Here is a 21706-nt window from a genome sequence, read left to right on the forward strand (position 1 = left end):
TGTCACCGCTGCGCACCGAGGTGCGGGCGAGCGTGCTCGGCGGCTCGGCGGTGCTGCGGGGCGCGCTGCTCGCCGCTAGGGACGCGGCGCAGGACGATCTTTTCGGCCCACGTCCTTAGCCGCGAGCAGCAGCAGCCAGGCCGGGAGCAGGACGGCGCCCCCGAGGAGCGCGAGCAGCGTGCCTGCCGCCCCGGCTGACAGGTGGCCCGAGTGCGCCGAGTGGAAGATCAGGTGCGGCACGGTGAAGGTCAGGTCGGCGGCGAGCGCGACGGCGACGAGACGCGGCTCCATGCTCCGCGCGGCCGCCGCCACGACCACCCCGAGCGCAAGCACCATCGCGCCCAGGTCGCGCATCAGGTGTTCGTTGTACGGGGGCAGGGTGGACACCCACAGCACGCCGAAGAAGGACCGGGGCGCCAGCAACTGCCAGAATCCGACGGCGAATTGAGTGACGGCAAGAAAGATCAGCCCGCCGCGGAGAACCGGCGCACTGCCATGCCCGGCCCGCCGCACGGCGCGACTGCCCTCACCGGCACCCCGCCCGTGCCGTCCGGCTGCTGCGGGGGCCTGCGGGGCCGGGGTGTCCGAGGTGTGCCGGTCCGCAGGCTGCTGGTCCGGGGTCCGCCGGTCCGAGGCCTGTTGGTCCGCGGGCTGTCGGCTTGGGCTCTGCTGGTCCGCGGGCTGTCGGGCTGGGGTCCGCCGATCCGGGGCCTGCTGGTCCGGGGCCCGCCGGTCCGAGGCCTTCCGTGCCGTCGGCCGTTGGTCACGTGGGCCGTCGGCGGATTGGCCCTGCTTCTTGCTGCCCGCAGGGTTCGGCTCGCCCCGTGCGGCTGAGGGCGGCTCGGTCCCACCCGCCCGGCAGGGCTCGCTCATCGTCGTCCACCCCGCTGCACCGCCAGGAACTCCTCGAACGTGCCCTTGCCCACAGCCTGTCGGGGTGTCAGGTGTCCGCCCTCGCGCATGCCGCGGTACGCCTTCCCCGCGAGCGGCACCGGCAGCAGTGGCCGTCGCTTCCCGGTCGCCCGTAGGTAGGCGCGGGCCAGCTCGGGGAGCGTTCGCACCTCGGGGCCTCCCATGTCGTCGACCCGTCCGGCCGGCGGTGCGAGCGCCAACTCCGCCAGCCGGTCCGCGACTTCGGTGACCTCGATCGGCTGGTCGCTGACGCCCCTGGGCAGCAGCATCACCGGAAGCTTCGCCGACGCGTCCAGGATCCGGGCCACCAGATCGTGGAACTGCGTGGTCCGCAGCACCGTCCAGCCGATGCCCGACTCCTCGACCAGCTTCTCGACGGCGAGCTTCGAGCGGTAGTAGCCGAGCGGCACCCGGTCCACGCCGACGATCGAGATGTAGACCAGGTGCGGGACCCGGGCCCGGCGTGCGGCCTCGACGAGATGACCCGAGGCCCGCTCGTCGCCGCCGCGCGGCGAGGTCGCGCAGTGCACGATCACGTCCGCGCCCGCCACGGCCGCGTCGAGCCCGGCCCCGCCCTCGCGCAGGTCGACGGCGTACGGCTGGGCGTGGCGGCTCAGGACGCGTACGTCGTGGCCCTCCGCGCGCAGCCGCTCGGTCACCGGACGGCCGAGCGTGCCGGTGCCGCCGGTCACCAGGATCGTGGTCATTGCAGGGCTCCTTCGCCGATCGGTACGGGACGCCGGGCAGACGTCCTTCACCGGCTGAGAACCGGGCAGCCCTCAGGAATGTGACAGCTGCCCCGCCACGAAGACGAGCTTGTCGGGATTGACCACCGCCTGCACCTCGCCGACCAGGCCGTCCCGGAACACGAACGACGCGACGCCCACGACCGTCCCCGCCGTCCCCGCCATCCGCGCGACCACCGCCGTCGCGCCGTTGACCTCGGCGTACGAGAGGTCCATGGCGTACGCGAAGTTCTTCATGCCGCCCAGCAGGAACCGCAGCACCTTGTCGCGACCGACGACCGGCCTGCGCGCGGCGGTGACCTTGCCGCCGCCGTCGCTCCACCACGTCACGTCCGCCGCCAGCATCTTCTCCAGGCCCGCGAGATCCCCCTCACGGGCCGCCGCGACGAACGACTCCACGAACCTGTCCCGCCGCTCCGCCGCCGCGTCGAACCGCGCCCGCTCCTCGGCCACCGCCCGCGTCGCCCTGCGGTACAGCTGGCGGCAGTTGGCCTCGCCGATGTCCAGGACACCGGCGATGTCCCGATGGCTGTAGGCGAACGCCTCCCGCAGCACGAACACCGCGCGCTCCACCGGCGTGAGCCGTTCCAGAAGGATCAGCAGCGCCATCGACACCGCGTCCCGCTGCTCCGCCGACTCCAGCGGGCCGAGCGCGCCGCCCGACGTGACGACCGGCTCCGGGAGCCAGGGCCCCACGTACTCCTCGCGCCGCGCACGCGCCGAAGTCAGCCTGTTCAGACAGAGGTTGGTGACGACCTTGGCCAGCCAGGCCGCGGGCTGCCCGATGGCCGGGCGGTCCGCGCCGCTCCAGCGCAGATACGCGTCCTGAACGGCGTCCTCCGCCTCCTGGGCGGAGCCGAGCATGCGGTAGGCGAGCGAGAACATACGGGGGCGATGGGACACGAATTCATCGGCCAGTGCAGTGGTCGTCACGCGCTCAGCGTGCCAGAGGAGCCTTCGTCACCGCCGGTCAGAGTCCTGTCACTGGCTGCTGTGAGCCAGGCCACAGGGGTTCGCCCGTATGGGCGTCGATCAGGCGTGGCACACTGGCCTCGTACCAAAAGCAGCGCACTCCGGGGTCGGTGTAATTCCGAACCGGCGGTTACAGTCCGCGACCCGGCCGCCTCCAGCGGTCGGTTGACCAGGTGAAACTCCTGGACCGACGGTGAAAGTCCGGATGGGAGGCAGTGCGCGGCGGGCGGGCATTCGTGCACGTCGCCGAGTGGCTTGTTTTTGGGATACCCGGCTCTGTCGGGTTCCCCAGGGAGAGGTCTCGTTTCCGGCGTCGCTCCCGATGCCGCAGTCCGTACATTCTGTCGTCATCGACAGGCCCCGGAGTCCGTGCCCTATGAGGCAGGAGGACCCGGTGGCCAGCGCCCCCGCAGTCGCAGCGAATGAGCACGAGCGTGTCGCCATGCGCCGCGCCATCACGCTCGCCGCGCTCGGACTCGGCTCCACCAGCCCCAACCCGGTCGTCGGATGCGTGATCATCAACGCTTCCGGAGAGACCGTCGGCGAGGGCTACCACCAGCGCGCGGGCGGCCCGCACGCCGAGGTCCACGCCCTGCGCGCGGCCGGCGAAGAGGCCCGCGGCGCCACCGCCCTGGTCACCCTCGAACCCTGCAACCACACCGGACGCACCGGCCCCTGCGCCCAGGCGCTCATCGACGCCGGGATCGCCCGCGTCGTCTACGCGGTCGGCGACCCGAACCCGGCGGCGACCGGGGGCGCGCAGCGACTGCGTACCGCCGGGGTCGACGTGGAATCGGGCCTGCTGGAGGACGAGGCCGCCGCAGGCAACGCCGCCTGGCTGACCTCCGTGCGGCTCGGCCGCCCGCACGTCACCTGGAAGTACGCCGCGACGCTCGACGGCCGCATCGCCGCGGCCGACGGCAGCAGCCGCTGGATCACATCCGCCGAGGCCCGCGCCGACGTCCACCGCCTGCGCGCCGAGTGCGACGCGGTCGTCGTCGGCTCCGGCACCCAGCGCGCCGACGACCCGCACCTCGCCGTGCGGGGCATCGAAGGCGCCGTCCAGCCGCTGCGCGTCGTCGTCGACACGAACGGCACCGCGGTGGCACCCGGCGCCCGCGTCCTGGACGACGCGGCGCCCACGCTCGTCGCGGTCGCCGACAACGTGACCCCCGCGGGCGAGGCGGAGACGCTGCGACTCCCGCGTGCGGACGGCGGGTTGGACATCCATGCCCTCCTCGACGAGCTGCACGCGCGCGGGGTGCGTTCCGTCCTCCTCGAAGGCGGTCCGACGCTCGCCGGAGCCTTCGTCGCCGCGGGCGCCGTCGACCGCGTCGTCGCCTATCTCGCCCCCGTCCTGCTCGGAGCGGGCCCCGCCGCCCTGACCGGCGGCGGAATCACGACCATCACCGAAGCGTTGCGGCTCGACGTGAGCGAGACCGTACGCATCGGCCCCGATCTGCGCGTCACCGCGACCCTCGTAGCGAAGGAGCACTGAAGTGTTCACCGGAATCGTCGAAGAGCTGGGCGAGATCACCGCCGTCGAGAACCTGGACGACGCATCGCGCTTCCGCGTCCGTGGCCCCGTCGTCACCGACGGCGCGAAGCACGGCGACTCCATCGCGGTCAACGGCGTCTGTCTGACGGTCGTGGAGCACGAGGGCGACGAGTTCACCGCCGATGTGATGGCCGAGACCCTGAACCGGTCCAGCCTGGGAGCGCTCGCGGCAGGATCGCGGGTCAACCTGGAGCGGCCCACCGCGGTCGGCGACCGCCTCGGGGGCCACATCGTGCAGGGACACGTCGACGGAACCGGCGAGATCGTCGAGCGCAAGCCCTCCGAGAACTGGGAGATCGTCAAGGTCTCGCTCCCCGCGGACCTTTCCCGCTACGTCGTGGAGAAGGGCTCCATCACCGTCGACGGCGTCAGCCTGACGGTGGTCGACGCCGGGCCCGACTACTTCACCATCAGCCTCATCCCCACCACCCTCGCCCTGACCACGCTCGGCATCAAGCAGCCCGGCGACCCGGTCAACCTCGAGGTGGACATCATCGCGAAGTACGTCGAGCGGATGCTCGGCGACCGCGCACACCCCGCGGTCGGAGCCCAGGAGGCCACCAAGTGAACTGGCTCAACTCCGAAGCCTTCACGGCCTTCGGGCAGCATGTGATCTGGTCCGACATGGTGGGCAACACCATCGGCCTGATCGCCCTCGCCCTCGGTTGGCGGCGCTCCATATGGACCTGGCCGGCCCAGTTCCTGTCGGGCGTCATCCTCGTCGGCGCGTACGCCTCCGCCCACCTCTCCGGCGGTGTCGGCAAGCAACTCCTCGTCATCGGCGTGGCCCTGTGGGGCTGGCGCCTGTGGACCAACGGCAAGCAGCAGGCACAGGACGGCTCCATCGCCGTCCGGTTCGCGACCTGGAAGGAGCGCGGGGTGCTGCTCGGCGGCACGGCCGCAGGCACCCTCGCGGTCGGCGCCCTGTTCTCCGCCGTGCCCGACCTGTCCTGGAACCCCTGGCCCGACGCCTACATTTTCGTCGGCACCCTCGCCGCGATGGTCGCCCAGGCCCGCGGTCTGGTCGAGTTCTGGTTCGCCTGGCTGCTCGTCGACGTGGTCGGGGTACCGCTCGCGTTCAGCAGTGGCCTGGCCTTCTCCGGCCTCGTGTACGTCATCTACCTCGCTCTTGTCCTGTGGGGCATGCGCGACTGGTGGCTGCGGTCGCGCTCTGCGTCCTCGCAGCCCGTCATGGAAGGAGCCCCGGCATGACTGCGGCACCTGTTTGGTACAGCACGGGTCACGAAGAAGACGCCTCGGACCTCGCACTCGACCCCGTAGAGGCGGCCATCCGCGACATCGCCGCAGGGCGGCCCGTCGTGGTCGTCGACGACGAGGACCGCGAGAACGAGGGCGACCTCGTCATCGCGGCCGAGAAGGCGACGCCCGAGATCATCGCCTTCATGATGAGCGAGTGCCGCGGCCTGATCTGCGCGCCCATGGAGGGCGACGAACTTGACCGCCTCCGGCTCCCGCAGATGGTCGAGAACAACACCGAGTCGATGCGGACGGCCTTCACCGTCTCCGTCGACGCGAGCGCCGCGCACGGCGTCAGCACCGGCATCTCGGCCGCCGACCGCGCCACCACGCTCCAGATGCTCGCCGCGGGCACGTACGAGCCCGCCGACTTCGTGCGGCCAGGACACATCTTCCCGCTGCGCGCCAAGTCCGGCGGCGTCCTGGTCCGCAACGGCCACACCGAGGCCGCGGTCGACCTGGCACGCCTCGCGGGCCTGCGCCCGGCCGGCGCGATCGTCGAGATCGCGGGCGAGGACGGCACGATGCTCCGCCTGCCGGAGCTGATCCCGTTCGCCCGCAAGCACGGCCTGACGATCATCTCCATCGAGGACCTGATCGCCTACCGCAGCAGCTCCGAGCCGACGGTCCGCCGCGAGGCCGAGGTCCGCCTGCCCACCGCCTTCGGCGAGTTCACGGCGTTCGGCTACCGCTCCACCGTCGACGGGGTCGAGCACGTCGCCCTCGTCCACGGCGAGATCGGCGAGGGCGACGACGTCCTCGTGCGCATCCACTCCGAGTGCCTGACCGGCGACGTCTTCCACTCCCTTCGCTGCGACTGCGGTCCCCAGCTGGAGGCGTCCATGCGGCGCATCACGGACGAGGGACGCGGCATCGTGGTCTACCTCCGCGGCCACGAGGGGCGCGGCATCGGCCTGCTCTCCAAGCTGCGCGCCTACGAACTCCAGGAGCGCGGCAGCGACACCCTGGACGCCAACCTGGAACTCGGCCTGCCCGCCGACGCCCGGGACTACGGAGCGGGCGCGAGGATCCTGGACGACCTCGGCGTCCGCAGCGTGCGCCTGATGACGAACAACCCCGACAAGACCGACGCGGTGATCCGGCACGGCCTGAAGGTCACCGGACGCGAGCCCATGGCGGTCCAGGCGGGCGAGCACAACCTCCGGTACCTGCGCACCAAGCGGGACCGGATGGGGCACGACCTGCCCTGGCTCGACACCCCTGAGGTGTCCGCCTGCGGCAATCAGTAAGTACCGGCATACGAGAACCACCGGCATTCCAAGATCCACCGGCATTCGAGAACCAGGAGAAGCGCGTGAGCGGCAAGGGTGCACCCGAACTGAGCGTGAAGAACTGCGGAGACCTGCGGGTCGCGGTGATCGCCGCCCAGTGGCACGAGAAGGTCATGGACGGCCTCGTCGACGGCGCGCTGCGCGCCCTGCACGAGCTCGGCATCGACGAGCCGACCGTCCTGCGCGTGCCCGGCAGCTTCGAGCTGCCGGTCGTCGCCAAGGTCCTCGCGGGCCGTGGCTACGACGCGATCGTGGCGCTCGGCGTCGTCATCCGCGGCGGGACCCCGCACTTCGAGTACGTGTGCCAGGGCGTCACCCAGGGCCTGACCCAGGTCAGCATCGACACCGGAGTCCCCGTCGGCTTCGGCGTCCTCACCTGTGACACCGAGGAGCAGGCCCTGGACAGGGCGGGCATCGAGGGCTCTCGCGAGGACAAGGGGCACGAAGCGGTCACCGCCGCCGTCGCCACCGCGACCACGCTGCGTACGATCTCCGAACCCTGGCGGTGAGCGGGGTCGGGAAGCCGCGTAAAGTAAGCGACATCATGTCCAAGAAGACTTTCGAGGAGCTCTTCGCCGAGCTCCAGCACAAGGCCGCCAACGGCGACCCCGCCACATCGCGCACCGCCGAGCTGGTGGACAAGGGCGTCCATGCCATCGGCAAGAAGGTCGTCGAGGAGGCCGCCGAAGTCTGGATGGCCGCCGAGCACGAGGGCAAGGAAGCCGCGGCCGAGGAGATCTCCCAGCTCCTCTACCACGTGCAGGTGATGATGGTCGCCCGCGGCATCTCCCTCGACGACGTGTACGCGCATCTCTGAGCCGTACGCCCCAGCCGGCTCCCGTCACCAGACTCAGACTCCCCTGAACGCAAAGGAATCCGCCCTCATGCTGCGCATCGCCGTCCCCAACAAGGGTTCACTGTCCGGACCTGCGTCGGCGATGCTCCATGAGGCCGGATACCAGCAGCGCAAGGAGTCCAAGGAACTCGTCCTCGTCGACCCGGACAACGAAGTCGAGTTCTTCTACCTCCGGCCCAAGGACATCGCGATCTATGTCTCGGCCGGCAAGCTCGACATCGGCATCACCGGTCAGGACCTCCTGATCGACTCGGGCGCGAACGCCGAGACGATCCTGCCGCTCGGCTTCGCACGCTCCACCTTCCGCTTCGCGGCGAAGCCGGGCACGGCGAGCACCATCGCGGATCTCGCGGGCAAGACCGTCGCGACCTCGTACGAGGGCATCGTCGCCAAGCACCTCGCCGACAGCGGCGTCGACGCCTCCGTCGTCCACCTGGACGGCGCCGTCGAGACCGCCATCGAGCTGGGTGTCGCCCAGGTCATCGCGGACGTCGTGGAGACCGGCACCTCGCTGCGCAACGCGGGCCTCGAAGTGTTCGGCGAGCCGATCATGAAGTCCGAGGCGGTCGTCATCCGGCGCACCGGCGCCGAGACCGACGACCCCAAGGTCGAGCAGTTCCTGCGCCGCCTGCAGGGCGTCCTGGTCGCCCGCGCCTACGTGATGATGGACTACGACTGCCGGGCCGAGCACCTGGAGCAGGCCGTCGCCCTCACCCCGGGCCTCGAATCGCCGACCATCTCGCCCCTGCACAACGAGGGCTGGGTCGCCGTCCGCTCCATGGTCCCGGCCAAGGAGGCCCAGCGGATCATGGACGACCTGTACGCCATCGGGGCGCGGGCCATCCTGACCACGGCCATTCACGCCTGCCGCCTCTGACGACCCGGCAGGAGACCCCGGCCATGACCGACCTTCCCACGCTGCCCGTCACCTTCCGGCCGAGCCGGACCCGGGCCGTCCTGATCACCGCGGGCGCCGCCATCTTCGTCGTCCTCACGGTCGTCGCCCTGCTCATCCCGACCCTCAGCCCGGGGGAGCGGCTCAGTTTCATCCTCACCGGCGCGCTGCTCTGGGGCGTGCTCCTGCTCCTGAGCAGGCCCAAGGTCGTCGCCGACGAGTCCGGCGTGACCGTCGTCAACATCGCCACCAGCAGGCGCCTGGCCTGGGCCGAGATCGTCCAGGTCAACCTGCGCCCCGGCGACCCGTGGGTGTTCCTCAACCTCAGCGACGGCACCAGCCTCCCGGCCATGGGCATCCAGCCGGGCATCGCCAAGCAGCGGGCCATCAGCGACGCCCGCGCGCTGCGTGCCCTCGCGGACGCCCGCAGCCCGCAGGGCTGACGTTTCGGGCCGGGTCTTGATTAATCTGGTGGCGGGGCACGCATGGTGTGCCGCCCCGCCCCTGTCGGGCCCGCCCGGTCCACAGGGGCTCCTGCTACCCGAGGAGTGACTCCCTCCGGCGATGGACGGTTCGTCCTGTAGTACATGCGCCGCCCCCTCCCGACATACCGGGACTGGACACACCAGGGAGGCGGCGGCATGACGACTTCCCTGCTGCTTCTCGGGGCGGCATTTCTGCTGATCCTGGCCAACGGCTTCTTCGTGGCCGCCGAGTTCGGGCTCGTCACCGTGGAGCGCCCGGACGCCGAGAAGGCCGCCGCCGACGGCGACCGACGGGCCCGTACGGTCGTCGACGCCCTCAAGGAGCTGTCCTTCCAGCTCTCCGGTACCCAGCTCGGCATCACCATCACCTCGCTCGTGGTCGGCATGCTCGCCGAACCGGCCCTCGCGCATCTGCTCGCGGGCCCCTTCACGGCGACCGGCCTTCCGGAAGGCGCCGTACCGGGTGTCTCCGTAGTGGTCGGCATGCTTCTCGCGTCCGCGGTGCAGATGGTGATCGGCGAGCTCGTCCCGAAGAACTGGGCGGTGTCCAAGCCGCTCCAGGTCGCGCGGTTCGTCGCGGGCCCGCAGCATGTGTTCTCGCGCCTCTTCAGGCCCGTGATCTCCCTCCTGAACGCCACGGCCAACCGGCTCGTGCGGCTGCTCGGCGTCGAGCCCGCCGAAGAGCTGGCCTCGGCCCGCACCCCCGGCGAACTGGTCTCCCTCGCCCGGCACTCGGCGCGGGCCGGCACCCTCGAACAGGACACCGCGGACCTGTTCGTCCGCGCGCTCTCCCTCGGCGAGCTGACCGCGCAGCACGTCATGACCCCGCGCGTGAAGGTCAGCGCGCTGCAGACGTCGGCCACCGCCGAGGACGTGGTGAACCTGACCCGCGCCACCGGGCTCTCGCGCTTCCCCGTGTACCGCGAGCGCATCGACGAGATCGTCGGCATGGTGCACCTCAAGGACGCCCTCGCGGTCCCGGCCCACGAGCGCCTGAGAGCGCCCGTCGGCCGCATCGCGCAGGCGCCTCTTCTGGTCCCGCAGACGCTGCCCGTGCAGCAGCTCCTGGAGCAGTTGCGCAGTGAACAGCCGATAGCGGTCGTCGTCGACGAGTACGGCGGCACGGCCGGTGTGGTCACCCTGGAGGACATCGTCGAGGAGCTCGTCGGCGAGGTCCGCGACGAGCACGACCTCCTCGACCTGCCCGAACTCGCCGTGGCACCGGCCGAGGACGGCCGCCCCGCGTGGGACGCCGACGGCAGCTGCCGGGTCGACACGCTCCAGCGGATAGGACTCGACGTCCCCGAGGGGCCGTACGAGACCGTGGCCGGACTCGTCGCCGATCTGCTCGGCCGCATCCCCGCCCCCGGTGACCGGGCCGAACTCCCGGGCTGGCGGCTCGCGGTGCGCCAGGTCGACCACTACCGCGCCGAGCGGGTACGGCTCGTACGGGCCCCGGAAGCCACAGCCGCAACGGAAGCCACAGCCGCAACAGAAGCCCCAGCCGCAACAGAAGCCATGAGCGTGGCGGAGGCCGCCCGATGAGCATGCTCCAACTCCTGTTCGCCCTCCTGCTCGTCCTCGCCAACGGCTTCTTCGTGGGGGCCGAGTTCGCGCTCGTCTCCGTGCGCCGCAGCCAGATCGAACCACTGGCCACCAAGCGGGCCCGCCAGGTCCTCTACGGCCTGGAACATCTGCCGCAGATGATGGCGGCCGCCCAGTTCGGCATCACCATGTGCTCGCTGACGCTCGGCGCGGTCGCCGAACCCACCGTCGCGCATCTCCTGGAGCCCGTCTTCGAGGCGGCGCACATCCCCGAAGGGGCGATTCATCCGCTCGGGTACGCCATCGCGCTCGCCGTGGTCGTCTTCCTCCACCTCGTCATCGGCGAGATGGTCCCGAAGAACCTCGCGATGGCCGCCCCGGAGAAGACGGCGCTCTGGTTCAGTCCCGGCCTCGTCGCCTTCGCCCGTCTCTGCCGTCCGGTCACGGTGGCGCTCGGGGCGTGCGCGCGGCTCGTCCTGAAGCTCTTCCGGGTGGAGCCCAAGGACGAGGTCGAGGCAGTCTTCACAAGTGAGCAGCTCAACCGGCTCGTCGGTGACTCGGGCCAGGCGGGACTGCTCGACCCCGAGGAGCAGGAGCGCCTGGAGGACGCCCTGGAGCTGGGCTCGCGCCCGGTGACGGACGTCCTGCTCGACCGGGCCTCACTGGTGACCGTGGGCGCCGGGGTCACCCCGTCCCAGGTCATCGAACTCACCGGGCGCACCGGGTACTCACGCTTCCCGGTCTGCGCGGAGAACGGCGCCTTCATGGGCTACCTGCACGTGAAGGACGTACTCGATCTCACCGAGGGCGCGGACACGGACCGGGCGGTGCCGCAGCAGGTCTGGCGCCCGATGACGACGCTGCGCGCCGAACTCCCCCTGGACGACGCCCTGACGGTGATGCGCCGGGCCGCGACGCATCTGGCACAGGTCGCCGACGCCTCGGGCAAGGTGCTCGGCCTGGTCGCCCTGGAGGACGTCCTTGAGCTCCTGGTCGGCGAGGTCCGTGACCCGGCGCACCGGGTCTCCGTGCCCCGCAAGCCTCAGGAAGCCCGGGACGGCGCCCTGGTGTGAGCATGCGGGGCGGGGGCCTCAGATCCCTGGCGGGCTCTGCGGCCCCCGCCCCGAAAGCACCTCTCCGTACGCCTGCATCAGGTCGGGCAGCCGCAGTGTCGACAAGTCGTCGCGGCTCGGCTCGCCGGGATAGCCGGAGAGCCGCAGGTCCCTGTAGGCGCAGCTCTTCTCGTAGAGCGTGCGCAGGAAGCGGCCGTTGCCCAGCTCGTCGATCCAGGCTTGGTCGACGACGTGCCCGCTGATGGAGCGCAGCTCGTCGAGCGCCTCCTCGTCCCACACGTCGCCGTTGTCGGCGGCCAGGACCTCGCCGATGGAGGTGAGTTCCAGGGGGCGGTACGAGGGGAAGTCGACGCGGGTCGTGAAGCGGGACGAGAGTCCGGGATTGGCGGCCAGGAGGCGGTCCATGCCCTCGGGGTAGCCGGCGAGGATCACGACCAGGTGGTCGCGGTTGTCCTCGGCGCGCTTGAGGAGGACCTGGAGGGCCTCGTCGCCGTATGCGTCGCCCTTGCCGTAGCCCGTGTTGGAGAGCGAATACGCCTCGTCCACGAAGAGGACGCCGCCGATCGCCGAGTCGATCAGCTCGTTGGCCTTCACGGCGGTCTGGCCCAGATATTCGCCGACCAGGTCCGCGCGCTGCGCCTCCACCAGATGGTCGCCGCCGAGCAGGCCGAGTGCGTAGAACGCGCGCCCCAGAATGCGGGCCACGGTGGTCTTGCCGGTGCCCGAGGGGCCGGAGAAGACGAAGTGTCGTTTCGGCGGCTGCACGGGCAGTCCCTGGGCTGCCCGCAGGCGCGCCATGTTCAACTGCGCCGAGAGCGCCTTGACCTGCCGTTTGACCGGTTCGAGCCCGACCATCCCCTCCAGTTCGGCGAGCGCGGCCTCCAGGAGGGCGGGGTCGGTGGGGCCGGGCGGCAGCTGTGGCGGTCCCGGCTGGATGGGGATCACGGCCTTCTCGCGCACCGAGTCGGCCTCGGACGGGCCGCCGGTCGGCGGCAGTTCGGGCTCGGTGACCTTCAGGTCGCGGCCCTCCGTGCCGAAGAGCGGGTCCATCCCGTCGGGCCCGTCCATCACGTCCTGCCCGAAGCCGGTCAGGGCGATCGCCGCCAGGTCGGTGACCTCGTCGTACCCGTCGCCCTCGGAGATCGCCGCGAGCCGCGCGGAGGTGTCCATGAAGGAGGGGTCCACCCGGTGCACCGCGCGGTAGAGCGGCAGGGCCGCCGCCGAGCGGCCCGTGCCCTCGTGCGCGCGGGCCAGCCAGTAGCGCAGCTCCTTGCGCTGCGGCTGCTCGCTGCGGCACCGCATCAGGGCGGCGGACAGGAGCGGCTCGGCCTGGCCGAACATCTCCAGGCGTACGCGGGCCATGCCGCCGAAGAGGCCTGCCTCGATGCCCAGCATCGCGTCGTCGATCAGCGAGTCCGTGTGCCGGACCAACTGCTCCCAGTCCTTGACCAGATAGGAGCGGCAGGCGTGCAGGAACCGCACCTGCGGATCCGCGTCGACCGGCGGCAGTCCCGCCAACGCCCGGTCGAGCTCGGGGACATGGCGTCCGTCGAGCCAGTGCGAGGCATGCGCGAGCAGTAGATCGCGGGTGCTCTCCAGGACGGGCTGCACCCACCAGCCGAGCCAGTACCAGGAGTTGAGCGTGCGCCCGTGTCGTGTGCGCTGTTCCCCGAACCTGTCCCGGTGCTGGAACATCCGAAGCAGCGCCGTCGTCGTGTCGATGCGCAGCGCGTGCAGGCCGAGCCAGCCGTCGGCCATCCCCGGATCCATCCGGACCGCGGCCCGGAACTCCTCCTCCGCCTGCGGATATGCGCCCATCGTGTAGGCGTCGACGCCCCTCAGCCAGGCGAGGTCGGCCGGGGCGGGTGAGCCCACCGCGTCGAAGTCCATCACGTCCCCCACAAACCGTGCCCCCGTTTGTGTACCGCCGGACCGGTGCCCGTCGGCAACTTCGCTGAACCGCCGTGCTGCGGACGGACGTTGAACCGGTGCGCAGAGCAGCCGTCCGTAAGTCGCACCGAAAGGCATCGTACCTGCGGGGGAGCGCTCGGCCGTAGGGTGCCGCAGCGCGGGATCAGGCAGGTGAGAGGGGACCCCGTCGTCACCGAGGGTGAGCGAAGGGCGGCTCGCAGCGCCCGGAATGCGAGGTCGGAGGGCAGAACGAAGCCCCCGATCACGGGGGAACAACCGGGGGCTTCGCGTCTGCGGGCGGCCCCGAAAGGCCGCACAATCAGAACGTAAGTCCTGTAAGGGCCCTCGGTCAAGCCGAGTTGAGGCACTCATGGAAACTCGTGAGAACTTCCGGAAGTCGCTTTCCGCGGGTTCAGCGCACCGCCTCTGGTCCCTCACTCTGTGTGACGGCTTGGTCCTCTGTGGCCGTCTCGTTCGGCCCCTGCAGCACCTCATATCCCTCGCGCCACTGTCGCACCAAAGACTGAGCAAAGGGTCTTGAGGGGTCTTGTGCGAAGTGCCGGCGCTCCGCGGGCTCCCACCCGTCCCAGAAGTCGCTCTGGACCGTTCCGTCCCGGTGGCGCCCCCGGCCCCAGGCCTCATCGCGTGGCAGGTCCATCCACAGCAGCCACGCCAGGAACGGGCGCAGTGCCCGGCGGCCCGCGCCGACCCCCTCGACGAGGACCACGGGCGCGGCCGGCAGGGTGCGGGTCTCGGGGCCGAAGCGGCGCGCGTTCCAGTCGTACGTCTCGTAGTGCGCCGTTTCGCCGTGTGAGAGCGGCACGATGACCTGCCGCCGCAGCCGCTCCGTCCAGTCGAACAGCGCGTCGTGGCTCGCGATGTCGTCGAGGCGCAGGACGGGCGCACCGCCCAGTGCCTCGGCGAGGCGGTCGGCGAAGGTCGACTTGCCCGAGCCCGCGTGCCCGTCGACGGCGACGAGGCGGACGGGGCCGCAGGAGGGTGACAGGCGCTGCAGTTCCGCGGCGACGTGGGGCAGGGGAGTGGCGTGTGCGGTCATCACGGGCAAGCGTACGGGTGCGGAATCCTCGACTCCGCGCGCCGTCGCAGCTCACGCCAGTGGTCGAGGCCAATATTGACAGACGCTGTGGTGGTCGAAGCGCTGGCAGAAGTCGGCGTGGACCAGCCATAGTTGGCCTACCGCCGTGCACCTGACCTGCCCCTTCCGGATCCGTCCGGAACCCACGTCGACTGGGGGTCCCGCCATGGACCGAGCTGATGACATGTCCCGCAGAACCGTCCTCGCCGCGGCCGCAGTCGACGCCGCCGTGGCCGCCACGGCGACCCCCGTGCTCGCGTCGGGCGGCCTCAGCGGCGCCCCGCGCGCGAAGCGGCCGGTGAGCAACCGCTTCTGGACCTCGCACGCGGACTGGAGCGCCGGCACCGCGAACGGCACCCGTGCCGTCTCCGGAGCCCGCCCCGCCGTGGAGATCGCCGAGGCCGCAGGACGCACCGACTACCCCGATCCGCACACCGGCAAGACCGCCACCTGGGAGTACGCCCGGTGGACCTCGCCCGTGCACCGCCCCGCCGTCCCCGCGACGGAGGTCGTCGCCTCCTGGAACGCCCGCACGCCCACTGGGACGTGGCTCCAGGTCGAGCTCCAGGGAACGTACTCGGACGAGGCGAAAACTCCCTGGTACGTCCTCGGCCGCTGGACCTCGGGCGACGACAAGGAGAAGGACATCCGCCGTACGTCGGTCGACGACCAGAGCGACGGCAAGTCCAGCATCTGGACGGACACCTTCTCCATCGACGACACGACGACGGGTCTTCGCCTCGTCTCGTACCGCCTGCGCCTGACCCTGTACCGCAAGCCGGGCGCCACGGCGACGCCCACGGTGTGGCGGCTCGGCGCGATGGCCTCCGCGGTCCCCGACCGCTTCACCGTCCCGGCGTCCACGCCGGGGCTCACCAAGGAGCTGACGGTCCCGCGCTACTCGCAGGAGACCCACGTCGGCCAGTATCCGGAGTACGACAACGGCGGCGAGGCCTGGTGCAGCCCCACCTCCTCGCAGATGATCATCGAGTTCTGGGGCCGCAGGCCGACCGCGGACGACCTCGCCTGGGTCGACCCCTCCTACGCCGACCCCCAGGTGTGCCACGCGGCCCGGTACACCTTCGACTACCAGTACGCGGGCTGCGGCAACTGGCCCTTCAACGCGGCGTACGCATCCACGTACAAGGACATGCAGGGCGTCGTCACCCGCCTCGCCTCGCTCACCGAGCTGGAGTCGCTGATCGCCGCGGGCATCCCGGCCATAACGTCCCAGTCGTTCCTCAAGGAGGAGCTGACGGGTGCCGGTTACGGCACGGCGGGCCACCTGATGACGGTGATCGGCTTCACGTCGAAGGGCGACGTCATCGCCAACGACCCTGCCTCACCGAGCAATTCGGCGGTGCGGCGGGTCTACAAGCGGCGCGAGTGGGAGAACATCTGGCTCAGGACCAAGCGCTACAACTCCACGGGGAAGGTCGTCTCCGGCACGGGAGGCGTCTGCTACCTGTACTTCCCGACGAAGCTCAGCGCCAAGCAGAAGGCGGCGCTGGCCGACGTGGGGATCCGCTGACCCTGGGCGGCGGACCACAGCTTCCGGCGGCCCCGTCACAGAGCCGCCCCGGGAAGCCGGAGCGTCCGCGCGAAGTCGTCCAGGGGCTCCATGGCCGCGGCGATCACTTCCGGATCGTCGTGGTGCCCACGGAGGCAGACGTCGGGGATGCCGGGCGGGGTGTGCCAGTGGTACGTCACCGAGGTCATCATGATGCTGCTGTCCGCGGGATAGGAACGGGTGACCCGGACCCCGTCCGCGCCCAGGTACGGGGAGCCGAAAGCGACGCTGCCGGTTCGCTGCTGCCACTCGGGGATGTCCGGGTGAGGCACGGTGGGCGCTGCCATGCCCTCGCAGGAGCCCGCGTCAGGGGCGTCGCAGTGGATGCGGGTGGCGTGCATCACCAGCGGCATGTAGGTCAGCGGAACGGGGTGGTAGATGAACGCCTCGTCGGCCTGGAGCTTGTCCCGGAGCGTCACGATCGTCTGCTCGTAGAAGCTCTTGTGGAAGCGGCGGAGCTTGCGGGTGAGTTCGGTGCCGTGGATGGCGGCCAGGCCGGGCAAGAACTCGTTCAACCATTCCTTGAAGGTCTTGTTGTCGATCTGGAGGTGCAGATAGCCCCAGAGGCCTTGGTTGGCATCCGTGTCGATGTGGAGCGCGCCGAGGTCGGCGCTCCAGAGGGGGCCGTCAGACATGAGCAGTCTCTTTCGTCGGGGCGCGGGCGGGGGGAAAGCCTTCAGGCATAGCTCCAGCGGAAGGTGCCCATGACGGCGTCGAACAGTTCCACGAGGGTGTCGTAGAAGGCGGGATCCGAGCCGGGCGCGATCAGGGCGCTGAAGGAGAAGGTGAGGTACTGGTCGGGGGTGCTGTCAGGGATCGGCACAAAGTACTCGGCCTGGCGGTGAGCGACGTCGATGCCCTGAGCGGCGTCGGCGGGGACATCTCGCTCCGAGCGCAGGGCCGCCGTGTCGTCGAGCTCCCGCATCTCGGCTCCGGAGGTCTCGGAGGCGAGCGCGAGCAGCACCGCTTCTGGGCCGCTGTCGGGCCTGACCCTCGGAATCTCGATCGGTTCGGAGGCAATGATCGAGACGGGCAGCGCGACGCCGTGCAGGCGTTCGGTGGGGAGGTAGAGGGTCATTCCCCCCTTGGCGCCGGCCCGGCGGACGACCTTCTTCATCTCCTGGGTGAGCTTCAGCCGGGCCTTCGGAATGTCGTCCTTGGGAAAGCCGACGGGCAGCTGTGCGATGGCCTTGCGGACGATGAGGTCCATCGCTTCCTGGGTACCCGTGTGCAGCGGAATCACGTCCCAGCCGGGCGGCGGCACCAGATTGAAGCCGGTCGGGGCCCGGCGGTGCTCAGCGGTGGTCACGGTGCTCCCGCATCCCTTCCACGGCATAGGCAACGCCGACGAAGAGCGCCCACGCCGGGGCGGCGATCATGCCCGGCCAGAAGCCGAGCATCAACGAGGGCAGGAAGAAGCCGCCGCCCATGGCGAGATCCCGGGTGAGGTAAGGCGACCGGCCCGCGTACCGGGGGTACTTCGCGAAGACCCAGACGTAGTGCAGGAGGCAGCCGATGATCCCGGCCTCATAGACGTAAAGAACGTCGTCCCTCAGGAACTTCGGCACAAGAATCATGATTCCGATCACCGGAAAGACCAGCGGCATTCCGATGAACAGGGTCAGCCGGAGCCGCCGGTTGGGGCCGGTGCCGAGGCCGGTGCGGGCGGCTTCGGCCTCGGCAATGCGTTGCGCCGAGTGCAGGTCCATGCTCGTTCCTCAGGGGTGAATTGCGGTTGAGGCAGCGGGATACGTCGCTCCAGGAATCCGCGTCGCTACCAGTGGGTGTCGGGGGCGGGCTTCAGGGTGTTGTCCTTCCAGTCGGAGTACCCCTGGTTGTACGGCTTCTCGCCGGTCCCGAGGTTTTCGTGCGTCCAGCTCGTCAGGTCGCTCTTGCCCAGCACCTTGTCCGTGACGTCCATTCCCATGCCGGTCCAGGCGACGCCGAGGCCCACCTGGTAAGACCTGTACGCCTTGTCCGCGGCGGCCCCCGCAGCTTCCGGGAAGGCGGCCTTGTTCGCCTGCAACATCTTCGCCATGCCGGCCATCTCCTTGTCGCCGAGGTGCACCAGCGTAGACAGCGGGCTGACCCTCAGCGGCCCCTTGGCCACCAGGCCGACGTTCTGGGAGATGGACTTGCGGATGGCATTTCGGCTCGTCGCGATGACCTGCCGCCCTGGTCCTTGCGGCAGTTTGTTCATCGCACGCCCCATGTCGTCCATGACCCCCTTGACGCCGCTGAGCCCTCTGCTCAGGCCGGCGGTCCGGGCGGCCTGAGCAGCCCCGACGGTGGCCTTGGCGCCGCTGGCGAGCTTCGCGGCGGCCCCGAGGCCACCCACCACGAGCAGCCCACCCACGACGTCGAAAATGACATCCGTCCAGGTGGCGTCGCCGGATGCCACCAAAAGGAGTCTCAGTCCGATAGTGAGCGCCGCGATGCCCAGGACGAGCAGGTTCAGGCCGGGAATGGCGAGCGCCAGGAAGCCCGCAAACGTCGCCACCCAGCCGAGAACATCGATGAAGGCCTTGATCAGGTCCGCGTTGTCATGGGCCCAGCCCTTGACGTCGTCCCACCACGAGTCCTCGATGACGTCGTCGATCTCATCGTTGATTTTTCCTGCGTAGTGGCTGGCGTCGCTGTCGCGGTCCCCGGTGACGGTGCCCAGCCGAGATCTGTACGTCTGCAGCGGGTCGTGATCAGTTCCGCTCACGGACGGGTTCGGCTTCTTGTCCTCGTCCGCCTTCTCGGCGTCCTTGGCCTTCTCCCGCTCGGCCTCTGCGTGCTTCTCCTTGGCCTCGCGCAGAATCCGGTCGGCGTCGCCCTGGTGGTCCTCCAGTTTGTTCGCCCACTTGGTGAGGTGTCCGTGGACCCGCTCGTACCGGGAGGCCACCTCCCGCATGTGCTTCTCCAGCGTGCCGGAGTCCTCGCGCAGACGCTGGACGTACTTTCCCTTGAGCCTGTCCTCGTCCGAGATGGTCTTGAGGTTTCGCGCCTGCTTACGCAGCTTCTCGGCGACCGAGACCATGTGCCGGACCTCTTCCCGGATCTCCTCCGGGTCGCCGGGAACGGGGTCGGCCTCGCACAGCGGCTGCCAGTCGACGGGGCGGCGCTTCGAGGCCGCGGTGCTCACTGGCCCTTCTCCTTGCCCTTGCCCTTGCTCTGCTTGGCGAGCTCCTCGTCCAGTTTCTCGAACGACTTCTTCGTCTCTGCGACGAGCTTGCCGGTCGACTCCAGGCCCTCGATGAGCCTGGTGCGGTAGTCGTCCCAGTTGTCTACGAAATCACCCATGGCGTCCGCGATGCTCCCGGCACCCCAGTGCTTTTCCATGTCGTCGCGACGGTTCTCGATGTCCTTGAACGTCGAGCGCAAATTGCCGAGTTGGCGTTCGCAGCTGTTCAAGAACTCATAGTCGACCGTGAGGTTGCTACCGAACACGGCTCTCCCCTCCCGTGGCCTGTCTACCGCCGCACTCGGCAGGCGCAGAGCATGTTCAGTTCATGACCTGGACCGCCGGAGGGGTAATGGCGGGCACCCACACCATCTGTCCCAGCCCCGGCGAGACTCCCGGGGGATGGTAGCCGACATGGCTGATCCGATCATCAGCCATGGGCCGTTGAGTCATCAGCCCTAGCACGTTGATCGGGCCGGGGAACAGACGGCTGAACCAGTGTGGCAGCGCGACGGCCCCTCCCACGCGTGTGGGAGGGGCCGTCGTCCGGAACGGGCTACTTCGCCTCGGGTGTGCCCCGCCGCATGCGGGCGGCCTTCTCGTCCACCTCGGTCTGGGGTGTGCCGGCCCTCACGACGATCACCGCCTGAGAGCCGTCGGGCAGCGTCGCCTCCCGCATCTCCGTGCCCAGCAATTCCGGTCGCTTCTGCTCCTGCTCCTGCTCGTGGTCCGACATGAGACCTCCCAGTTCGGCGGGAGGCCCAACGTAGACACCGCTCACCCACGGACCCCGCCGCCCAGGCCTCCGACAGGCCACTTCACACGAACGCCGCCGGACTATGGACTATGGGCGATGGACACCGGACGGGCCTCAGCCCTGGACCGGGTTCACCACCCAGTCCGGGTGCCCCGGCATGGGCGGTGTCTTCGAGCCGTACAGCCACGGTCGCGGGAAGCCCTCCAGGTCCTCGCCCGCGACCTTCGACGCGAGGTCGATGAACTGCTGGGTGCTCGCGGTCTTCCCGCGGAAGCCGCTCACCCACGCCCGCTCGATCTTCTGGAACGTCGCGTCGCCGACCTGCTCCCGCAGGGCGTACAGGACCAGGGCCGAGCCGTCGTACCGCATGCGCTTGAAGAGGTTCGGCTCCGTAGGCTCCGCCGGGGCGCCGAAGTCGTGGCGCCACTGGTCGTGAGCCGCGTAGGCCGTCTTCATGGCGGCCTCGAAGCTGTCGCCGCCGTGCTCCTCGGAGTACATCCGCTCGTAGAAGCGGGCGTGCCCCTCGCTCACCCACAGGTCGGACCAGCTCTTCAGGGCGACGCTGTCGCCGAACCACTGGTGGGTCAGCTCGTGCACCATGTTCCGCTCGGCGTCGACCTTGGTGCCGAGGAGGTCGGCCTTCGGGATGAGCGAGAGCGTCTGGGTCTCCAGGGCGACGGCCAGGTCCGTGTCGCCGACCAGGAGGCCGTAGCGGTTGAAGGGGTAGGGGCCGAGCTTCTCCTGGAGCCAGGCGAGGTGGTCGGGAGTGAGTTTGCGGTACGCCGCCGTCGGCTCGACCAAGGCGTCCGGGACGACGTCCCGCAGCGGCAGACCGCCCGGACCCTTGCCGTCGACCAGCTTGAACTTGCCGACCGCCATCTGCACCAGCTGCGTGGACAGCGGCTGTTCGGAGTCGTACGTCCAGCGCACCCGGTCACCGGGACGCTCGGCCCGATCGACCAGCTTGCCGTTCGCGACCGCCGTCAGATCCTTCGGTGTGGTGATGCGGAAGGTGATCGGCGCCCGCTGGCTGGGGTGGTCGTTGGCCGGGAAGATCAGCCGCGCTCCGTTCGGCTGCGGGTAGACCACCGTGCCGTCGGCCGTGGGTATCCAGCCGTAGTCCTCGATGGCGTCGTCGCGGTGCCGGGTCTGGGTCGGGTCGGCGGTGTACGTGACCTTGGCCGTGAACGTACGGCCCTTCGCGATCGGGGACTTGGGCGTGACCGTCAGCTCGTCCCCGGCGCGGGACGTGCGCGCGGTCGAGCCGTCGACCTTCACGCCGTGCAGGGTGTTGCCCCCGAAGTCCAGGTTGAAGCGGGAGAGCGACTGGGTGGCGGTGGCCTTGATCGTCGCCGTCGCCTCGAACGGCGTCTTGGGGGCCTGCCAGTCGAAGTCCAGGGTGTAGCGGTCGACGCGGTATCCGCCGTTCCCGTCCAGCGGGAACATCGGGTCGCCCAGGCCGGGTGCGCCGGGCGACGGCGTCCCGGATGCGGAAGGCGCGGCCTGCGACGCCGTGCCGGTGAGGGCCGCCGTCACGGTGACGGCGGCCGCGAGGGCGAGCCGTGCTCTGCGGCGGTGCGTCCGGTGCGTGCTCATCGGAAACCTTTCGGTC

At 70.2% G+C, this 21706-nt stretch carries 23 protein-coding genes and 1 riboswitch; of the genes, 11 read left to right on the forward strand and 12 right to left on the reverse strand.

Features of this window, described 5'->3' with window-relative positions; all coding sequences use genetic code 11:
* Positions 1 to 75: 75 nt before the first annotated feature.
* The 3 genes from ABD378_RS11975 to ABD378_RS11985 all read right to left on the reverse strand — a co-directional run bounded on the left by ABD378_RS11975 (position 76) and on the right by ABD378_RS11985 (position 2591).
* On the reverse strand, positions 76 to 873 hold the full coding sequence (locus tag ABD378_RS11975) for a hypothetical protein (RefSeq protein WP_344520618.1): 798 nt from the start codon (positions 871 to 873) through the stop codon (positions 76 to 78).
* The gene (locus tag ABD378_RS11980; RefSeq protein WP_344520619.1) at positions 870 to 1619 is read right to left on the reverse strand and encodes an SDR family oxidoreductase; all 750 of its coding nucleotides are present in this window, start codon (positions 1617 to 1619) and stop codon (positions 870 to 872) included. The genes ABD378_RS11975 and ABD378_RS11980 overlap by 4 nt, the downstream gene beginning before the upstream one ends.
* 72 nt (positions 1620 to 1691) lie before the next feature.
* Complete coding sequence (locus ABD378_RS11985; protein WP_344520620.1) at positions 1692 to 2591, reverse strand: RNA polymerase sigma-70 factor; 900 nt, start codon at positions 2589 to 2591, stop codon at positions 1692 to 1694.
* A 131-nt stretch (positions 2592 to 2722) separates the two neighbouring features.
* Positions 2723 to 2853: riboswitch (FMN riboswitch) on the forward strand.
* A gap of 219 nt (positions 2854 to 3072) precedes the next feature.
* On the opposite strand from ABD378_RS11985, the gene ribD reads away from it, so the two are divergent.
* The 10 genes from ribD to ABD378_RS12035 all read left to right on the forward strand — a co-directional run bounded on the left by ribD (position 3073) and on the right by ABD378_RS12035 (position 11591).
* On the forward strand, positions 3073 to 4128 hold the full coding sequence (gene ribD, locus ABD378_RS11990; protein WP_344520621.1) for a bifunctional diaminohydroxyphosphoribosylaminopyrimidine deaminase/5-amino-6-(5-phosphoribosylamino)uracil reductase RibD: 1056 nt from the start codon (positions 3073 to 3075) through the stop codon (positions 4126 to 4128).
* Position 4129: 1 nt separating this feature from the next.
* Positions 4130 to 4756 carry a riboflavin synthase gene (locus ABD378_RS11995; protein WP_344520622.1) on the forward strand — a complete coding sequence of 209 codons (627 nt, stop codon included), beginning with the start codon at positions 4130 to 4132 and terminating at the stop codon, positions 4754 to 4756.
* A gap of 56 nt (positions 4757 to 4812) precedes the next feature.
* Positions 4813 to 5400, forward strand: a complete 588-nt coding sequence (locus ABD378_RS12000; RefSeq protein ID WP_344520680.1) for a nicotinamide mononucleotide transporter family protein — start codon at positions 4813 to 4815, stop codon at positions 5398 to 5400.
* The gene (locus tag ABD378_RS12005) at positions 5397 to 6695 is read left to right on the forward strand and encodes a bifunctional 3,4-dihydroxy-2-butanone-4-phosphate synthase/GTP cyclohydrolase II (RefSeq protein WP_344520624.1); all 1299 of its coding nucleotides are present in this window, start codon (positions 5397 to 5399) and stop codon (positions 6693 to 6695) included. The genes ABD378_RS12000 and ABD378_RS12005 overlap by 4 nt, the downstream gene beginning before the upstream one ends.
* A 65-nt stretch (positions 6696 to 6760) precedes the next feature.
* A complete protein-coding gene (gene ribH, locus ABD378_RS12010; RefSeq protein ID WP_160503731.1) occupies positions 6761 to 7246 on the forward strand; it encodes a 6,7-dimethyl-8-ribityllumazine synthase in 486 nt (161 codons plus the stop codon).
* Positions 7247 to 7281: 35 nt separating this feature from the next.
* Positions 7282 to 7554, forward strand: a complete 273-nt coding sequence (locus ABD378_RS12015; RefSeq protein ID WP_135330016.1) for a phosphoribosyl-ATP diphosphatase — start codon at positions 7282 to 7284, stop codon at positions 7552 to 7554.
* A 67-nt stretch (positions 7555 to 7621) separates the two neighbouring features.
* Complete coding sequence (gene hisG / locus ABD378_RS12020) at positions 7622 to 8470, forward strand: ATP phosphoribosyltransferase (protein ID WP_344520627.1); 849 nt, start codon at positions 7622 to 7624, stop codon at positions 8468 to 8470.
* Positions 8471 to 8493: 23 nt separating this feature from the next.
* The gene (locus tag ABD378_RS12025; protein ID WP_344520628.1) at positions 8494 to 8931 is read left to right on the forward strand and encodes a PH domain-containing protein; all 438 of its coding nucleotides are present in this window, start codon (positions 8494 to 8496) and stop codon (positions 8929 to 8931) included.
* Between the two features lie 198 nt (positions 8932 to 9129).
* Entirely contained in the window at positions 9130 to 10518 is a 1389-nt protein-coding gene (locus ABD378_RS12030) for a hemolysin family protein (RefSeq protein WP_344520629.1), read from the forward strand.
* The gene (locus ABD378_RS12035; RefSeq protein WP_344520630.1) at positions 10515 to 11591 is read left to right on the forward strand and encodes a hemolysin family protein; all 1077 of its coding nucleotides are present in this window, start codon (positions 10515 to 10517) and stop codon (positions 11589 to 11591) included. Before ABD378_RS12030 ends, ABD378_RS12035 begins: the two co-directional genes overlap by 4 nt.
* Positions 11592 to 11609: 18 nt before the next feature.
* Here ABD378_RS12035 and ABD378_RS12040 read toward each other — a convergent pair whose 3' ends face one another.
* Together ABD378_RS12040 and ABD378_RS12045 are read right to left on the reverse strand one after the other, a co-directional pair.
* Positions 11610 to 13481: an AAA family ATPase gene (locus tag ABD378_RS12040; RefSeq protein ID WP_344520631.1), complete on the reverse strand. Its 1872-nt coding sequence runs from the start codon at positions 13479 to 13481 to the stop codon at positions 11610 to 11612.
* Positions 13482 to 13914: 433 nt separating this feature from the next.
* On the reverse strand, positions 13915 to 14559 hold the full coding sequence (locus tag ABD378_RS12045; RefSeq protein ID WP_344520632.1) for a uridine kinase family protein: 645 nt from the start codon (positions 14557 to 14559) through the stop codon (positions 13915 to 13917).
* 205 nt (positions 14560 to 14764) lie between these two features.
* Between ABD378_RS12045 and ABD378_RS12050 the strand changes: the two genes are divergently transcribed.
* Complete coding sequence (locus tag ABD378_RS12050) at positions 14765 to 16129, forward strand: peptidase C39 family protein (RefSeq protein WP_344520634.1); 1365 nt, start codon at positions 14765 to 14767, stop codon at positions 16127 to 16129.
* A 35-nt stretch (positions 16130 to 16164) separates the two neighbouring features.
* Here ABD378_RS12050 and ABD378_RS12055 read toward each other — a convergent pair whose 3' ends face one another.
* The 7 genes from ABD378_RS12055 to ABD378_RS12085 form a co-directional block, all read right to left on the reverse strand.
* Complete coding sequence (locus ABD378_RS12055) at positions 16165 to 16803, reverse strand: hypothetical protein (RefSeq protein ID WP_344520635.1); 639 nt, start codon at positions 16801 to 16803, stop codon at positions 16165 to 16167.
* Positions 16804 to 16844: 41 nt separating this feature from the next.
* The gene (locus ABD378_RS12060) at positions 16845 to 17477 is read right to left on the reverse strand and encodes a hypothetical protein (protein ID WP_344520636.1); all 633 of its coding nucleotides are present in this window, start codon (positions 17475 to 17477) and stop codon (positions 16845 to 16847) included.
* Positions 17464 to 17877: a hypothetical protein gene (locus tag ABD378_RS12065; protein ID WP_344520637.1), complete on the reverse strand. Its 414-nt coding sequence runs from the start codon at positions 17875 to 17877 to the stop codon at positions 17464 to 17466. Before ABD378_RS12065 ends, ABD378_RS12060 begins: the two co-directional genes overlap by 14 nt.
* A 65-nt stretch (positions 17878 to 17942) precedes the next feature.
* Positions 17943 to 19298, reverse strand: a complete 1356-nt coding sequence (locus tag ABD378_RS12070; RefSeq protein WP_344520638.1) for a hypothetical protein — start codon at positions 19296 to 19298, stop codon at positions 17943 to 17945.
* The gene (locus ABD378_RS12075) at positions 19295 to 19603 is read right to left on the reverse strand and encodes a hypothetical protein (RefSeq protein WP_344520639.1); all 309 of its coding nucleotides are present in this window, start codon (positions 19601 to 19603) and stop codon (positions 19295 to 19297) included. The genes ABD378_RS12070 and ABD378_RS12075 overlap by 4 nt, the downstream gene beginning before the upstream one ends.
* A 290-nt stretch (positions 19604 to 19893) precedes the next feature.
* Positions 19894 to 20073, reverse strand: a complete 180-nt coding sequence (locus ABD378_RS12080) for a hypothetical protein (RefSeq protein ID WP_344520640.1) — start codon at positions 20071 to 20073, stop codon at positions 19894 to 19896.
* Between the two features lie 135 nt (positions 20074 to 20208).
* Complete coding sequence (locus tag ABD378_RS12085) at positions 20209 to 21690, reverse strand: M1 family metallopeptidase (RefSeq protein WP_344520641.1); 1482 nt, start codon at positions 21688 to 21690, stop codon at positions 20209 to 20211.
* Positions 21691 to 21706: the final 16 nt, after the last annotated feature.

Source organism: Streptomyces rectiviolaceus, assembly GCF_039533825.1.
Taxonomy (GTDB): domain Bacteria; phylum Actinomycetota; class Actinomycetes; order Streptomycetales; family Streptomycetaceae; genus Streptomyces; species Streptomyces rectiviolaceus.

Coding starts and splice junctions, on each gene's coding strand:
- ABD378_RS12030 (WP_344520629.1), top strand. CDS start 9,130: ATGACGACTTCCCTGCTGCTTCTCGGGGCGGCATTTCTGCTGATCCTG.
- ABD378_RS12045 (WP_344520632.1), bottom strand. CDS start 14,559: ATGACCGCACACGCCACTCCCCTGCCCCACGTCGCCGCGGAACTGCAG.
- ABD378_RS12065 (WP_344520637.1), bottom strand. CDS start 17,877: ATGGACCTGCACTCGGCGCAACGCATTGCCGAGGCCGAAGCCGCCCGC.
- ABD378_RS12035 (WP_344520630.1), top strand. CDS start 10,515: ATGAGCATGCTCCAACTCCTGTTCGCCCTCCTGCTCGTCCTCGCCAAC.
- hisG (WP_344520627.1), top strand. CDS start 7,622: ATGCTGCGCATCGCCGTCCCCAACAAGGGTTCACTGTCCGGACCTGCG.
- ABD378_RS12080 (WP_344520640.1), bottom strand. CDS start 20,073: ATGTCGGACCACGAGCAGGAGCAGGAGCAGAAGCGACCGGAATTGCTG.
- ABD378_RS11975 (WP_344520618.1), bottom strand. CDS start 873: ATGAGCGAGCCCTGCCGGGCGGGTGGGACCGAGCCGCCCTCAGCCGCA.
- ABD378_RS12040 (WP_344520631.1), bottom strand. CDS start 13,481: ATGGACTTCGACGCGGTGGGCTCACCCGCCCCGGCCGACCTCGCCTGG.
- ABD378_RS11980 (WP_344520619.1), bottom strand. CDS start 1,619: ATGACCACGATCCTGGTGACCGGCGGCACCGGCACGCTCGGCCGTCCG.
- ABD378_RS12055 (WP_344520635.1), bottom strand. CDS start 16,803: ATGTCTGACGGCCCCCTCTGGAGCGCCGACCTCGGCGCGCTCCACATC.
- ABD378_RS12050 (WP_344520634.1), top strand. CDS start 14,765: ATGGACCGAGCTGATGACATGTCCCGCAGAACCGTCCTCGCCGCGGCC.
- ABD378_RS12085 (WP_344520641.1), bottom strand. CDS start 21,690: ATGAGCACGCACCGGACGCACCGCCGCAGAGCACGGCTCGCCCTCGCG.
- ABD378_RS12025 (WP_344520628.1), top strand. CDS start 8,494: ATGACCGACCTTCCCACGCTGCCCGTCACCTTCCGGCCGAGCCGGACC.
- ABD378_RS12015 (WP_135330016.1), top strand. CDS start 7,282: ATGTCCAAGAAGACTTTCGAGGAGCTCTTCGCCGAGCTCCAGCACAAG.
- ABD378_RS12005 (WP_344520624.1), top strand. CDS start 5,397: ATGACTGCGGCACCTGTTTGGTACAGCACGGGTCACGAAGAAGACGCC.
- ribD (WP_344520621.1), top strand. CDS start 3,073: ATGCGCCGCGCCATCACGCTCGCCGCGCTCGGACTCGGCTCCACCAGC.
- ABD378_RS12000 (WP_344520680.1), top strand. CDS start 4,813: ATGGTGGGCAACACCATCGGCCTGATCGCCCTCGCCCTCGGTTGGCGG.